Below are 13,849 nucleotides of genomic sequence, written 5' to 3'. Positions count from 1 at the left end.
AATGGAATTACCGGTAAAAACCCAACTAAAAGAGGGTGATCATGATCACTAAAAAGTATTGGAAAGTGGGGGAGTTAGCCAAATTAACAGGACTCACCATAAGAACATTGCGTTATTATGATCAGATTGGATTGTTTATTCCTTCTGAATACACGAGCTCGGGTTACAGGTTATACAATGAATCAGATATAAAGCGTCTACAACAAATTTTAGCTCTAAAGGAACTTGATATTTCCCTAGAAGAGATTAAGGCAATCTTGGCTAGTGACGATTATAATCCATTAGATATACTGTATATTCAAATGGATCGAATGAAGAAAAACATTCATTCACAGCAAATTTTACTGAAGGAGTTGCAGCATGTAGTAAGGCTCATGCAAAAGGATGAGGAGTTAACCATTGAACATTTCACCATGCTTTTACAGATGATGAGAAAAAGTCACGAAGAGTATTTCTTGAAGCAAAAAACACAAGTAGATCAATCACTTGATCGACTACAGGCAATGTTGACTAATCAACAAAAAAAGGAGGAAGATGAAAAATGACAGAACGATTTGTAACACATGATACTTTTATTATCGATAGAACATTGGAAGTACCGAATGAGCAGGTTTTTAAAGCTTGGTCGACTCCTGAATTAAAAGCCCAATGGTTTGCCAAGGCAGATCAATTTAATTTTCAAGTGGGTGGAAAAGAAACGAATCATGGTGGACCACCAGAAGGACCAGTCTTTCATTTTGAAGCAACCTATCAAGAAATTGTACCAAATGAACGAATTATTTATTCCTATACTATGGACCAGGGGGAAAACCGTATTTCTGTTTCTACAGTTACGGTTGAATTTAACGCAACAGAAACGGGGACACATTTAATCTATACAGAACAAGGCACCTATGTAGATGGCCATGATAAACCTGAAATTCGTGAGCATGGGACGGGGATTATGTTGGACAAGCTAGTGAAATTAATGAAAGGAGAAGGATAATGGGCTCGACTTCTCATTTAGAGATCAATCATTCTAGAATGTTATTGGCTAGACCTGAAAAAGTATTTAAGGCTTTCCGTGATCAAAATTTATTAAAAAAATGGTGGGGACCGAAAGGGTTTACTAATACTTTTCATGAATTTAATTTTACAGAAGGTGGGCTTTGGAAATATACTATGCATGGCCCTAATGGCATGGACTTTGAAAATCAGAGCAAGTTTGTAAAAATAACCCCAAATGAACGTCTGCTCATTCGGCACCTTGAACCAGACCATGTCTTTACATTAGAGATCACCATGAAGATTGCGGATGAGGGTTACACACGTATTGGCTGGAGCATGGTCTTTGAAACAATAGAAGACTATAACGAAGCAAAGCCATTTGTAAAAGAAGCAAATGAGCAAAACCTTGACAGATTAGAGAATTTGATAAGTAGCATGTAACAAAAAGTGGGATTACTAGGCTTGACGATACTTGGTAATCCCACTAGCTAATCTTTTTCTAATATCCACTATAAGAATCTCGGTGAAACTTTCCATTTGCTTGATATAAGTATTTTTCTGGGACAGCTTGTTCAATTAAAGGAAACAGTTCTCTTTCCTCTAAGCGTACATGCTTTTCTAGTAAATTACCTAATTGCTGCATTTTATCATAAGAGGTTTGTTGATTTTCTCTTAAAGAGTGAACAAGGCCCCTGATTTGTGCATGCTGATAAAGTACCTCTTTTACTAATTCTGTATTCGCATTCTCTGCGTGAACCAAATATAATGGATATAAAGTTTCTTCCTCATCGCGAAAGTGATCCTCTTCATCACCTTCCCAGAAATCGATTAACTCTCGTATTAATTCTTTGTATTTTTTCTTATTATCTTTAGTTCCTGCCTTTTTCATTTCAACTGCCATCAATAGAGCGTGATGATGGTGGTGAGATAAAGGATTTAAAGCCTCATGTCGTTTCATCCATACTACTCCCTTCAGATAAAATTTATTCTTATACTCTTATTATACCCTCTCCTAAAACAGTTTGGGTTACATTGACGAACCCCTTAATTCGAAATATAATGAGAATGCAATGACTGAAAGCGTTAACAGATGGGGTGAGGTGTTAAAATGATCGGTAAAATCAAGGATGCTTATCTTAACTTACGATTAAAATATAAAATGGTTATTTTGACATCATTAGTGTTAGTTGCGTTCAGTATTGGGGGATTATCCATTTTACAGTATGCATTCCAGCAATATAATAAAGAAATTTACCGTCAATCAGCGCAAGCTCTTCAGGTCTCATCCAATTCAGTGGAGGCAGAATTAAAAAAAATGGAGCGGCTTTCCTATCAAATTGCAACAGATACGTACGTCCAATCATATTTAAAAGAGTTAAGTAATTCAGACTCTAATTATGATCAATTTACAATTGGCATGGAGTTAAGGAAAAGACTTGTCGATATTGGTGCACTGAACAAATATGTTCAATCTATCCAAGTCTATGATGTGGCGGACAAAGAATTCGTTAGTGGGAATTTTTCCATGAACCTTCCTAGTGACCGATTAAAGACGATGAAGCAAAATGCAACTTCAGAAGAGGGCGGGGTAAGCTGGGTATCACCATCTGAACAGGATCCAACCTTGATTGCAACAAGAGAGATAAGAGAATACTTAGAGTTTTCGTTCGATACAATTGGATTTGTTGGAGTTAGGGTAGATATTGAAGAAATCGTTCATGAACTTACGAATAACTTGGAGCAGGAGGAGACGAGCTTTCTTATTTTTGATAAAGCGGGAAAGCAAATATTTTCTAATCAGAGTCAGGTGGAAAATATTTACCCATCTCAATATGATCTCAGTGAAAAAGGGTATCAACTTGTAAAATATAATGGAGAGAGATATTTTCTTACTTATTCAGAAGCTAATCATCTAGATTGGACTTATATGATATTAACTCCGTACAGCAATCTTTTTACTGTCATTACCAAAACAAGAACAGCAGTCTTCATTACTTATTTTGTTTTATTCTTACTCATGATCTTTTTAGGTTCAAAATTTACAGGTAGTATTGTTAATCCCATTGAAAGCCTCAATCGAAAAATGAAAAAAGTGCAAACAGGAGATTTAGATTATAAGGATACTGAACTTGGGACAAGTTTTTCAAAAGATGAAGCGGGCCAAATGCATGAGAATTTCAAGCTAATGATGAAACAAATTAATGATTTAATCAGTGAAAATTATAAAAAGCAACTGCTTATAAAGGAATCAGAATATCAAACATTACAAGCACAGGTCAACCCTCACTTTTTGTATAACACACTTGAATCCATTAATTGGTCTGCCAAAATGGTTGGAGAAAAGAAAATATCACAAATGGCAGAATCACTTGGCTATGTATTACGAGCATCTATAAATATGAAGGGTACACTTATACCTCTAATAGAAGAAATGACGATTGTTGAGCACTATATTACAATTCAACGCTATCGTTTTGAAGAAAGATTAGTTTTTCAACAAGATATTCCGGAAAAATATCGTCATATACTTGTTCCAAAATCGATCATACAACCAATTGTCGAGAACTCTATTCGTTATGGATTACAAGAAATGATTGGGGTTTGTACGATCACAGTAAAAATAGAAGAACGTGGGGAAGATATATTGATCTCGATTAAGGATAATGGGCCAGGGATGGAAGAAAATTATATAAATAGGATCATGACAGGAGACTATCAGCCGAAGGGGACAGGAATCGGACTGAAAAATATTGAGGAAAGACTAAAAATTTTATTTGGTGAGAATTATGGTCTTACCATTGAAAGTGAAAAGGGTCAAGGTACTCATGTAATGATCAAGGTACCAAAAGAGGGGGAAACAGCCTATGTACAAAGTGTTGTTAGTGGATGATGAAAGAATGATTTTGGATGGAATCTCGATGATCATTGATTGGGAGAGTTATGGTGTCCAATTAACTGGAAAAGCGATGAATGGGATTGAAGCATTAGAATTTATCGAGAAGGATCCACCTGATATTGTCATTACGGATATTACGATGCCTGGATTAGATGGAATTGGACTTGTTTCAAAAACAAGGGAAAGATTTCCTGCAATCAAGTGGATTTTTCTATCAGGATACAGTGAATTTGAGTATGCCCAGCAAGCTATGCGGTATGGTGTCCGTCACTATTTATTAAAACCATGTAATGAAGAGAAAATCTCGGAAGCTCTCACTGAAGTTGTGAGGGAAAAGAAGGAAGAGGATGAAGCAAACGAATATATGCAATCCATTCAAGAAGAAGCACTAAAGCTCCATCACTATGAATATGAGGATATTTTAAAAAAATATCTTATTTATCCGCAATTATCAGAGGAATTAGAGCTACAAATAAAGGAGATAATGTGGAAAAAATTTAAGCAGCCAATTTGTTTTATTGTATTCTTTCTAGAAGATCTAAAAGAATACTTGTCACTACAAACGATATTAGAAAAATATTCGTTAGATCATGAGGATAAGGAGCTTATTGGGACAATTGTGGGAGAAAGTGTTGTGATCATGGAGCCTTTCACTTCTACAACAGAGGGTATACTCAAACAATACCACCAGCGATTAATAAGGGAAACAGGTCAGCATATTACGACCATTATCTCTAGAAGTTTTACAGTTGATGAATTACTTCTCTTTGAATTTCGGCTAGAGCATGCTATTGCACAATCCTTTTATGCTTCCTCCTGTGATTTCATTACAAGTCAGAATTGGATCAACTATCAAGGATATAATCAAAAGCAAATAAAAATAGTTGATATTGATAAAATAATTGTTCTGTTAAAGAAAAAAGACATATCTACAGCAAACGAATTCATCCAAACGTTTTGTGAAGGATTAAAGGATTATAACATCGAACCTAAAGCTGCCAAAGGTTATTTTATTCAAATTTATTTATTAATGATGAGCAAATATCATTCGAATATGGAAGAGAATAGAATAGAGGCAATTACTCGGATGGAGGATTTTTCTCATATTCAACAATTCCAACAGTTTTTCCATCAACTATTTGAAACATTGATTGATCAACAACAAAATCCTAAACGTTATTCTAAAGTCGTAAAGCAAATGTTGGAGTGTATTGAAATGGAATTGGAGAACCCCGAATTATCCTTACAATGGATCGGAAATCATTGCATGTTCATGAATCCAGATTATTTAGGGAAATTATTTAAAAAAGAGGTTGGTCAACGGTTTTCGTCGTATGTTACGAATGTGAGAATTAATCGGGCAGTAGAAATTATTGAAACAGAGGAAGATGTTAAAGTGTTTGAATTAGCGGAAAGAATGGGCTTTGGTAATAATCCACAATATTTTAGTCAACTATTTAAACGCATTAAAGGATACACACCATCTGAAATAATAAAATCGTATGATTAATCGGGAAAAAGTAGAGCGAATTCCTAAGAAGGAAAGCCTCTACTTTTTATACATTTAACTCTGATTTTTCTATCATACCATTTGAAAAAGAAATGATATGATGTAACTGTAATCGCTTTCAGATAAGCGTTATTTAAAAAGGGGAGGGGAAAGAAATGAAAAAATCTTTATTATTACTGTTAGGATTAGTCATGGTTCTATTTCTAGCAGCATGTGGTGGCGAGGAAGGATCCGAAGAAAATACAAGTGGAGATTCCTCCGATGAAGGCTCTGATGAAGCATCTGGTGATGTAAAGCTTCGAATCGCATGGTGGGGTGAACAAAGTAGAAATGACTATACATTAGAAGTTATCGAACTATATGAAGAGCAAAATCCAGGTGTCACGATTGAGCCAGAATATGCAAGCTGGGATGACTATTGGAGAAAGCTGGCTCCGCAAGCAGCGGCAAATGAATTACCAGACATTATAGCGATGGATTTATCCTATCTTTCTCAATATGCAGAGAATGGACAGTTAGCTAACTTATCTGACTTTATAGGTAGTGAAATTAATGTAGATAATATTTCAGAAGATAATATTAATACAGGAAAAGTGAATGACGGTCTTTATGGCTTTAATCTTGGGGTAAATGCAGTTGGCTTCCAATATAACCCGGAAAAATTAAAAGAAATTGGTATTGAAGAAATTCCTGAAGATTGGACTTGGGATGACTTTATGGAAATGTCACAAAAAGCAGCAGATGCAGGTGTTTATTTCGATAACGGATTCCAAGCAGATGTATTCTTCAATTACTATTTAAGACAAAATGGTAAGCGCTTATATGCAGAGGATGGTAGTGGTTTAGGCTATGAAGATGATCAATTATTTGTTGACTTCTTCTCCATGATTCAAAAGGAAGTGGAAAAAGGCGCTACCCCAACACCAGATTTTATGGCTCAACTGGCTGGTCCAGAGGATGACCCAGTTGTAAAAGGTGAAGGAGTTGGGATCTTCCAATGGTCTAACCAATTTGTAGGATTAGAGCAAACATCGGGATTAGACTTTAATATTGCACCAATGCCTGGTCCAAATGTTTCAGATGGTCTTTTCTTAAAGCCTAGTATGTTCTTCTCTGTAGCAGAGAATTCAGAGGCGAAAGCAGAAGCAGCTAAATTTATCGATTTCTTTGTTAACAATATCGAAGCAAATAAATTAATTCTTGGTGAACGTGGAGTACCAGTTTCCTCAGCTGTTAAAGAAGCTCTAGCTGAAGAAGTATCTTCTTCTCAAGCAGAAGTATTCGAATATATTTCATGGGTGGAAGAAAACAGTACACCTATGGGACCAGCAGATCCAGCAGCAGCAGGTGAAATCATTGAGTTACTAACCAATTTATCGGAACAAATTTCTTATGGAGAAATTACACCAGAGGATGCTGCAGAACACTTTAGAACGAATGCAGAAAGTATACTAAAGTAATTTGTGGTGAGGATAGCTGATCCTGTCTGGATCAGCTATCCTTCAAAAATAAGTGAAGGGAGCTCACAAAATGCAAACAAATATAAAGCAGAATCTATGGGGATATCTATTCATTGGACCGTTCATCATTGGCTTTTTAGCCTTTACGATCATTCCAATCATCGCTTCCCTTTATTTTTCCTTTACATCCTACGATCTTTTTTCCGCTCCACAATGGATCGGTTTTGATAACTTTAAAGAAATGTTTACAAATGATCCTAGGTACTTGCATTCCTTAAAAATCACCTTTATCTATGTATTTGCAGGTGTACCTTTACGTCTTGCATTTGCATTAATCGTAGCCATGTTATTAAATACAGCTTCTCGCGCTGTTGGTTTATATCGCACATTGTATTACTTACCTTCATTAATTGGAGGAAGTGTTGCAGTTGCGATTATGTGGCGAAACATTTTCGGTGACGAAGGTATTGTTAACTTAGCATTATTGTCAATGGGGATTGATCCTGTTCGGTGGTTTGGTGACCCAACTGCTGCGCTTTGGATGCTAATATTCCTTTCTGTTTGGCAATTCGGTTCTTCCATGCTCATCTTCTTAGCAGGGTTAAAGTCGATACCGCAAAGTTATTACGAGGCAGCAAGTGTCGATGGAGCAAGTTTTTTTCAAAAGTTTTTTCACATTACGATTCCAATGTTAAGTCCTGTTATTTTATTTAATGCCATTATGCAAACGATCGCTGCATTTATGACATTCGTTCCAGCGTTTATTATTTCGAAAGGAACTGGTGGGCCTTTAGATGGTACCTTACTATACTCTTTATACTTATTCAAACAAGGTTTTGAGTTCTTTAGTATGGGTTATGCTTCCGCCATGGCATGGATAATGCTAATCATTATTGCGATCTTAACATCGATCATTTTCCTTACATCAAAATTTTGGGTTCACTACGAATCAGAAGGGGGCAGATAAACGATGAAGCCAAAACATCTAAAAAAGATCATTTATCATGTGCTTGTTGGTGGTTTTGCCATTCTGTTATTGTACCCAGTATTTTGGTTAGTAATGAGTTCCTTTAAAGTGAGTGAGCAAATATTTGTGACAGCAGAATCCTTCATTCCTGATCCATTCGTTTTAGGTAACTATGCACAAGGATGGGAAGGTTTTGGTGACCACGGGTTTGGAACCTTTATTAAAAATACAGCGATATTTGTCGCATTTGTGTTAGTCGGTCACTTAGTATCCTGTTCGTTAATCGCTTTTGGATTTGCGCGACTAAAGTTTGTAGGAAGAAACTTCTGGTTCGCGATTATGATTGTGACATTAATGCTTCCATATGAAGTAGTAATGATTCCACAGTACATTATCTTTGCAGAATTAGGATGGCTAAATTCTTTAAAACCATTAGTTGTTCCAGCCTTTTTCGGTCATCCGTTCTTCATTTTCTTGCTTGTTCAATTTATTCGAACAATCCCAAGAGAATTGGATGAAGCAGCAACAATAGATGGATGTAATACTTTTGGTATCTATTATCGAATCATTCTGCCATTAATTGTTCCAGCATTGGCAACTACGGCAATTTTTACATTCTATTGGACATGGGATAATCTACTAGGACCAGTTCTTTACTTAAACAGTCCATCAAAATACACCGTGTCGATGGCTTTAAACATGTTCCTGAGTAATGAAACAGTCTCCAATTGGGGGGCAATGTTTGCCATGTCAGTAGTTTCCTTGATACCAGTTTTTATTATTTTCTTTATTTTCCAAAGATATGTAGTAGAAGGGATCAGTACGAGTGGTTTAAAAGGATAAGAATATCAATGAGGTAATTACAGTCATTAGTAGTTACCTCTACTGTAATTTTTTGAGAGGTGAGAAGGATGCAAGCAATTAATAAGGCATTGGAATGGATAACAAAGGTCGCTTATTTAAACATGTTATGGATTGCCTTTTCTATACTAGGATGCATAGTAATCGGAGTATTTCCTGCAACAGCTGCGACATTTACAGTAGTAAGAAAGTGGATTACCGGGTATCCGGATGTAGCTATTTTTAAAACGTTTTGGAGAGCCTTTCGTGATTCTTTAAAGGGTGCTAATATCATAGGGTATATATTACTAGTTTTTGGGTATATATTATATTTAGATTTTTTATTCATAACAATATCAGAAAATGACCATACATTATTATTAACGATTCCATTTCTGTTTATTAGTATATTATTTACTTTAACAGTAATGTACGTTTTCCCTGTCTATGTCTACTATGATATGAAGATCTTACAGGTTTTGAAAAGTGCTTTCTTTATTATGATTTTAAATCCATTATCCACTTTTGTGATGATACTAGGAATGTTCGGGATCCTATTCGTTCTATGGCAATTCCAAGGGTTAGCGATATTTTTCAGCTTAAGTATTCTAGCAATAGCTCTTATGATGCCAGCACACCGGGCCTTTAAAAAAATACAAGAAAAACAAGATTTTATGAAGCATGAGCATTTAATTGAAGAATAACGTTTTACTACTAAAAAAACAGGAGCTAATTTGTTTGCTTCTGTTTTTAATTTTGTAGAAAAAAAGAGACCGACAGAATACTAGAAAGGTGAAAAGAACCAATTTTTTGTAAGTAGGATAAAAGAATTAGTCTTATTGAAATATAATTGTAACATTTCAATAATATTTTTGACATATTTTTATGTTAGACTACAAGGGCGAGAGAAAAAAAGATCGAAGGCAGGGGAAAATAGTGCGAGATTGGAAAGTTATTATGAAACGTTCAGCCGTAACCGCTACGGTTATGTCAAGTTTGTTTTTCGTACATACTACAGTGCAAGCAGAAACAGTAGAAGACATTCAAGCACAACGATCTTCATTACAATCAGACATAAATGAAAAAGAAACAGAATTACAAAAGATAAAACAAGAGTTAATCTCTTTAACAGAACAAACCAATCGATTAGATGAAGCGATAGAAGACAATGAGAAAAAAATCACAGAAACGAAAAGTGAAATCGCTTCCACGGAGAAGGAAGTAGAAGGTTTAAATGAAACCATTGAGGAAAAAGAAGAAAAGATAGAGAAAAGAAATGAGATCTTAAAGGATAGAATTTCATCAATGCAGCAAAACGGTGGTTCTACTAGTTATCTTGAAGTAATCTTAGGTGCAGACAATTTCTTGGACTTTATTGATCGATTCGCACTTGTTACAAAGATTACAGATGCTGATCAAAAGCTTTTAGAAGAACAAGAGAACGATAAACTAGAATTAGAACAAGAGAAATCTACTTTAGATGATAAACTTACAGAGTTAGAAGAGATGAAAGTCGAATATGAAGCAATGCAAAAGCAAATTGTTGCTCAAAAAGATCAAAATGAACAATTAAAATCAGAATTACAACAAAAGCAAGATGCTAATGCAGATGTCTTAGAAGAATTAAAAATCGAAGACGAAGTTTTAGCAAATAAACAACAAGCATTAAAGGAAGCACAGCAACGACAAAAGGAATTAGAAGCTCAATCTTCTTCTAATGATGCTTCTGGAAGTGCAGGTATTGAATTATATGCTAGTAGTTCAGATAATAGTACAGTTAGTGGAAATCTACAAACAATTATAAATGCTGGTAATCGATACATCGGAAATTCTGTTTACGTCTTCGGTGGCGGTAGAACAGCATATGATATCGCGAATGGAAGATTTGATTGCTCTGGATTTGTTAGTTGGGCATTTAGACAAGGTGGTGTAAGTATCCCTTCAAGTACTTCAGCTCTTTCTTCTGTAGGTAAGAGGGTATCAACAAGTGAGATGAAGCCAGGAGATTTAGTTTTCTTCAATACTTATAAAACAAATGGCCATGTAGGAATATATCTTGGTAACAATAAATTTATTGGGTCTCAAAGTTCTTCAGGTGTCGCGGTTGAAAGCATGAGTAATAGCTACTGGAAGAGCACCTTTACAGGACATGTTCGTCGAGTAATTCAATAATGAAATTTGAGCTAATCAGCCACGTTCTGGTTAGCTTTTTTGTTTTACTAGGATAAGTATTTACTTCTATTCAAAAATGGTTAACAATAGAACGGTACATCAAAAATAGGGAGTTTAACTATATGGAACAATATTTATCCTTTGAAACTATCCAAAAAAAGTGTGAGCAACTAACAAACGAATATGAAATAGATGGAGATAGATTCTATCATGTCGTGGAAAAATGGGCGGATAAAGAAGCTACGATTGATGAAAAGCTTATGGCAAGTTTTACAGAGCTATTAGTGGTAGTGAGTGATGAAATAACGAGAATGGAAGACCATGTTGAGCTATCATCGACCTGTCGTATGGGCTGTGCCTTTTGCTGTTACTTTCCTATCATAATAAATGAAATGGAAGCTAAGCTAATGCTGGCCGCAATCAATCAGTTTTCTAATGAAAGACAGATTGTTATCCAGAGGCATCTCTCCGCTTATTATAAGAAATATAGCAAAAAAATAGAAGAAGTTAGTCAAATAAGTTTTGAAGAGGACGAAGATTTTAAGATGAAATATCGTCAAAGTCTCCTTCCATGCCCATTGTTAAATACGGAGACCAATCAGTGCTTAGCATATGAAATTCGCCCGATTCCTTGTCGTACATATATGAATTATACCGATCCAGCTGTCTGTGAGAAGAACCTTATGCCGAAGGAGACGATTAGTTTTGAATTTTTATATGCAGAGTATATGGGTGCGTTAAATGAATTTCTTCAATTTCTGTATGAGGATGGGGATACAGGTATTATTTATTATCCAGACGATCTCTATAAACATGATTATCTGATAAACTGGATGAAGGTATGACGTTGAAAAAAGTGTGAGTAAAGTTCAATAATTGAAAATTATGTTTCATACAATTACATTCACGGCTAGTTTTGCGACATTTTTACAAACGGGTAAATTCATAGAATAAGGTTAATTTTTATTAAATTATTTTGCTCTATTTCACTTATTTCAAAGGCTTCTTTTTAAAAGTAATAAATAAAAGATTTATAAGGATGGAGGATAGTAATTACAATCAAATGTTAAAAAGTTTCGGGCAAGACTTCTTGGAGTTGATTCAAGGATTTCATTATGCTGTTTTTATAGGTGCAACGTGGTTAATTGATACAGTAGCAGATTGGATTGTAAATATTGGCCTCGTTGATGATAAACTTATAGCTTTTTTTATTGTAATGACTGCATTTGTTTGTATTGCCGTCATTTTGATTTTCCCTACTCGGATAGTATATGGTAGAGGGAAAGGTGGTTCAGGTGGTGAAGACGTCGGAGGTCCAATTACGATCCTAATAATCATACTTCTGATTATTAAAATCATACGGAGTTTCTTCCTTAAACTTAAGGAAGACCGTTTATTTTTAATCAAGACCATGTTTGTAATCAGCACTATTATTATCCTTGCTGTTATTGGATATAGTAAAATGTAGGAGCTTAAAACATACAGATTTATTCTGAATAGCGTAGGGTAACTGAATATATTTCCTTGATCTTAGAAGGATTTAGTATAGGTAACTGTGTTTTTTAAAATTTAGTTAAATAATGAGGTAAGAGATGGTTAACTGAAGACGAGTAGCCTCTTAAAGCGGGGAGCTAAATAATAGGAGATGAATGAATAATGAAACAAAATAAGTATGATGATCCAAAGTTCTTTTCTGCATATGAACAAATGCCACGATCAGTTAATGGTCTTAAAGGTGCTGGTGAATGGCATATATTAAAAGAGTTAATACCAGAACTAAAGGGTAAAATTGTACTTGACTTAGGCTGTGGTTTTGGTTGGCACTGCCGTTATGCACGTGAGCAGCAAGCAAGTTCTGTAATAGGTGTAGATATTTCTGAAAACATGCTTCAAAAAGCCCGTGAAATGACAAATGATCCTTTAATTTCGTATTTAAAGATACCGATTGAAGACATCAATTTTTCAAATTCAGAATTTGATGTGGTTATTAGCTCGTTGGCTTTTCACTATATTAAGTCATTTAAATTAACTTGCAAGAAGGTATATGATTGTCTAAAGCCTGGGGGAAGGTTCGTTTTCTCTGTTGAACATCCCATTTTCACCTCTCGGAATGTACAAGATTGGATATATGATGAAAAAGGAAATCGCCTACATTGGCCAGTTGACAATTATCAAATAGAAGGAATACGTGAAACAATATTCTTAGATGAGAATGTGACAAAATACCATCGGACGATTTCGACATATATAAATAACTTAATTGACACTGGTTTTATGATAAAAGCAGTCAAGGAATCAGTGCCTTCCAATGAAATGCTAAAGAGTATTCCTGAAATGAAAGATGAGACTCGAAGACCTATGTTTTTAATGGTATCGGTAGAAAAGGAAAATAGCTGATAGATATCACAGTAACTTTGTCCAAATTTCTATTATTGTAAGTTGTTCTGATCAATCTTTTTTATAGCCCCATTATAATCAGATTTTAATTTAAACTAAGAGAATACAAATGAAGAGCAAGTTTTATCCTTTTATAAAGGTAAAACTTGCTCTTTATTAACTCCTTAACAATATTTTGAGTAAGCATCTGTTAATTGGGTCATAATCTCTTCCACTTCGAAGCCTTCTATTTGCTCCCGAGGTATGAAGTATTGCAGTTTCCCGTCTTTTACAAGCGCCATCGAAGGAGAGGAGGGCTCGGTTCCTTCAAAGTATTCTCTCATTCGGGATGTAGCTTCACGGTCCTGCCCAGCAAAAACGGTTACGAGCTTCGAAGGCTTTTTATCACCTGTAAGTGAGGCAATTGCCGCAGGACGAGCCAGTCCAGCTGCACAACCACACACAGAATTTATTACAACAAGTGCTGATTCTTTGTTTTCAGCCATAAATTGGTCCACTGATTCAGGTGTTGTTAATTCATCAAAACCAGCATTTGTTAATTCTTCGCGCATAGGGCGAGCCATTTCCCTCATGTATTCTTCATATGCATTCATTGATAATCCTCCTTAAAAACATACCAT

At 35.2% G+C, this 13,849-nt stretch carries 15 protein-coding genes; 13 read left to right on the top strand and 2 right to left on the bottom strand.

Features of this window, described 5'->3' with window-relative positions:
- Window positions 1-41: 41 nt before the first annotated feature.
- Genes DLJ74_RS04335 through DLJ74_RS04325 form a run of 3 tightly spaced genes read left to right on the top strand, consistent with a single transcriptional unit; the run spans window position 42 to window position 1,428 of the window.
- Window positions 42-545 carry a MerR family transcriptional regulator gene (locus DLJ74_RS04335; protein ID WP_109983504.1) on the top strand — a complete coding sequence of 168 codons (504 nt, stop codon included), beginning with the start codon at window positions 42-44 and terminating at the stop codon, window positions 543-545.
- Complete coding sequence (locus DLJ74_RS04330) at window positions 542-985, top strand: SRPBCC family protein (protein WP_054787547.1); 444 nt, start codon at window positions 542-544, stop codon at window positions 983-985. Before DLJ74_RS04335 ends, DLJ74_RS04330 begins: the two co-directional genes overlap by 4 nt.
- Complete coding sequence (locus DLJ74_RS04325) at window positions 985-1,428, top strand: SRPBCC domain-containing protein (RefSeq protein ID WP_109983503.1); 444 nt, start codon at window positions 985-987, stop codon at window positions 1,426-1,428. The genes DLJ74_RS04330 and DLJ74_RS04325 overlap by 1 nt, the downstream gene beginning before the upstream one ends.
- 58 nt (window positions 1,429-1,486) lie before the next feature.
- Here DLJ74_RS04325 and DLJ74_RS04320 read toward each other — a convergent pair whose 3' ends face one another.
- A complete protein-coding gene (locus DLJ74_RS04320; RefSeq protein WP_054787545.1) occupies window positions 1,487-1,945 on the bottom strand; it encodes a hemerythrin domain-containing protein in 459 nt (152 codons plus the stop codon).
- A 150-nt stretch (window positions 1,946-2,095) separates the two neighbouring features.
- Here DLJ74_RS04320 and DLJ74_RS04315 point away from each other — a divergent pair, with 150 nt between their 5' ends.
- From DLJ74_RS04315 to DLJ74_RS04270, 10 genes are all read left to right on the top strand, one after another.
- Window positions 2,096-3,877: a cache domain-containing sensor histidine kinase gene (locus tag DLJ74_RS04315; RefSeq protein ID WP_109983502.1), complete on the top strand. Its 1,782-nt coding sequence runs from the start codon at window positions 2,096-2,098 to the stop codon at window positions 3,875-3,877.
- Window positions 3,852-5,393 (top strand): response regulator transcription factor, encoded by a 1,542-nt coding sequence (locus DLJ74_RS04310; protein ID WP_109983501.1) that lies wholly within the window; start codon window positions 3,852-3,854, stop codon window positions 5,391-5,393. The genes DLJ74_RS04315 and DLJ74_RS04310 overlap by 26 nt, the downstream gene beginning before the upstream one ends.
- Before the next feature lie 155 nt (window positions 5,394-5,548).
- Entirely contained in the window at window positions 5,549-6,853 is a 1,305-nt protein-coding gene (locus tag DLJ74_RS04305; protein ID WP_109983500.1) for an ABC transporter substrate-binding protein, read from the top strand.
- A gap of 70 nt (window positions 6,854-6,923) precedes the next feature.
- Window positions 6,924-7,820, top strand: a complete 897-nt coding sequence (locus DLJ74_RS04300; protein WP_109983499.1) for a carbohydrate ABC transporter permease — start codon at window positions 6,924-6,926, stop codon at window positions 7,818-7,820.
- Between the two features lie 3 nt (window positions 7,821-7,823).
- Window positions 7,824-8,663 carry a carbohydrate ABC transporter permease gene (locus DLJ74_RS04295; RefSeq protein WP_054787538.1) on the top strand — a complete coding sequence of 280 codons (840 nt, stop codon included), beginning with the start codon at window positions 7,824-7,826 and terminating at the stop codon, window positions 8,661-8,663.
- A gap of 68 nt (window positions 8,664-8,731) precedes the next feature.
- Complete coding sequence (locus DLJ74_RS04290) at window positions 8,732-9,364, top strand: YesL family protein (RefSeq protein ID WP_054859942.1); 633 nt, start codon at window positions 8,732-8,734, stop codon at window positions 9,362-9,364.
- A gap of 232 nt (window positions 9,365-9,596) precedes the next feature.
- Window positions 9,597-10,832 carry a C40 family peptidase gene (locus tag DLJ74_RS04285; RefSeq protein ID WP_054859943.1) on the top strand — a complete coding sequence of 412 codons (1,236 nt, stop codon included), beginning with the start codon at window positions 9,597-9,599 and terminating at the stop codon, window positions 10,830-10,832.
- Between the two features lie 122 nt (window positions 10,833-10,954).
- A complete protein-coding gene (locus DLJ74_RS04280; RefSeq protein ID WP_109983498.1) occupies window positions 10,955-11,677 on the top strand; it encodes a YkgJ family cysteine cluster protein in 723 nt (240 codons plus the stop codon).
- Between the two features lie 218 nt (window positions 11,678-11,895).
- Window positions 11,896-12,300 carry a hypothetical protein gene (locus tag DLJ74_RS04275; protein WP_054859945.1) on the top strand — a complete coding sequence of 135 codons (405 nt, stop codon included), beginning with the start codon at window positions 11,896-11,898 and terminating at the stop codon, window positions 12,298-12,300.
- A 188-nt stretch (window positions 12,301-12,488) separates the two neighbouring features.
- Entirely contained in the window at window positions 12,489-13,229 is a 741-nt protein-coding gene (locus DLJ74_RS04270) for a class I SAM-dependent methyltransferase (protein ID WP_109983497.1), read from the top strand.
- 164 nt (window positions 13,230-13,393) lie between these two features.
- Here DLJ74_RS04270 and DLJ74_RS04265 read toward each other — a convergent pair whose 3' ends face one another.
- Complete coding sequence (locus DLJ74_RS04265; protein ID WP_054787535.1) at window positions 13,394-13,822, bottom strand: BrxA/BrxB family bacilliredoxin; 429 nt, start codon at window positions 13,820-13,822, stop codon at window positions 13,394-13,396.
- Window positions 13,823-13,849 lie beyond the last annotated feature (27 nt).

Origin of the sequence: Gracilibacillus dipsosauri, from assembly GCF_003176895.1 — a bacterium.
GTDB classification, from domain to species: Bacteria; Bacillota; Bacilli; order Bacillales; family Amphibacillaceae; genus Gracilibacillus; species Gracilibacillus dipsosauri.
The sequence above is the reverse complement of the archived record's forward strand: the minus strand, read 5'-3'. Positions and strand labels throughout refer to the sequence as shown.

What these genes read in the sequence shown, in the direction of transcription:
- DLJ74_RS04335 (WP_109983504.1), top strand. Translation starts at nt 42, where the DNA reads ATGATCACTAAAAAGTATTGGAAAGTGGGGGAGTTAGCCAAATTAACA.
- DLJ74_RS04330 (WP_054787547.1), top strand. Translation starts at nt 542, where the DNA reads ATGACAGAACGATTTGTAACACATGATACTTTTATTATCGATAGAACA.
- DLJ74_RS04325 (WP_109983503.1), top strand. Translation starts at nt 985, where the DNA reads ATGGGCTCGACTTCTCATTTAGAGATCAATCATTCTAGAATGTTATTG.
- DLJ74_RS04320 (WP_054787545.1), bottom strand. Translation starts at nt 1,945, where the DNA reads ATGAAACGACATGAGGCTTTAAATCCTTTATCTCACCACCATCATCAC.
- DLJ74_RS04315 (WP_109983502.1), top strand. Translation starts at nt 2,096, where the DNA reads ATGATCGGTAAAATCAAGGATGCTTATCTTAACTTACGATTAAAATAT.
- DLJ74_RS04310 (WP_109983501.1), top strand. Translation starts at nt 3,852, where the DNA reads ATGTACAAAGTGTTGTTAGTGGATGATGAAAGAATGATTTTGGATGGA.
- DLJ74_RS04305 (WP_109983500.1), top strand. Translation starts at nt 5,549, where the DNA reads ATGAAAAAATCTTTATTATTACTGTTAGGATTAGTCATGGTTCTATTT.
- DLJ74_RS04300 (WP_109983499.1), top strand. Translation starts at nt 6,924, where the DNA reads ATGCAAACAAATATAAAGCAGAATCTATGGGGATATCTATTCATTGGA.
- DLJ74_RS04295 (WP_054787538.1), top strand. Translation starts at nt 7,824, where the DNA reads ATGAAGCCAAAACATCTAAAAAAGATCATTTATCATGTGCTTGTTGGT.
- DLJ74_RS04290 (WP_054859942.1), top strand. Translation starts at nt 8,732, where the DNA reads ATGCAAGCAATTAATAAGGCATTGGAATGGATAACAAAGGTCGCTTAT.
- DLJ74_RS04280 (WP_109983498.1), top strand. Translation starts at nt 10,955, where the DNA reads ATGGAACAATATTTATCCTTTGAAACTATCCAAAAAAAGTGTGAGCAA.
- DLJ74_RS04275 (WP_054859945.1), top strand. Translation starts at nt 11,896, where the DNA reads ATGTTAAAAAGTTTCGGGCAAGACTTCTTGGAGTTGATTCAAGGATTT.
- DLJ74_RS04270 (WP_109983497.1), top strand. Translation starts at nt 12,489, where the DNA reads ATGAAACAAAATAAGTATGATGATCCAAAGTTCTTTTCTGCATATGAA.
- DLJ74_RS04265 (WP_054787535.1), bottom strand. Translation starts at nt 13,822, where the DNA reads ATGAATGCATATGAAGAATACATGAGGGAAATGGCTCGCCCTATGCGC.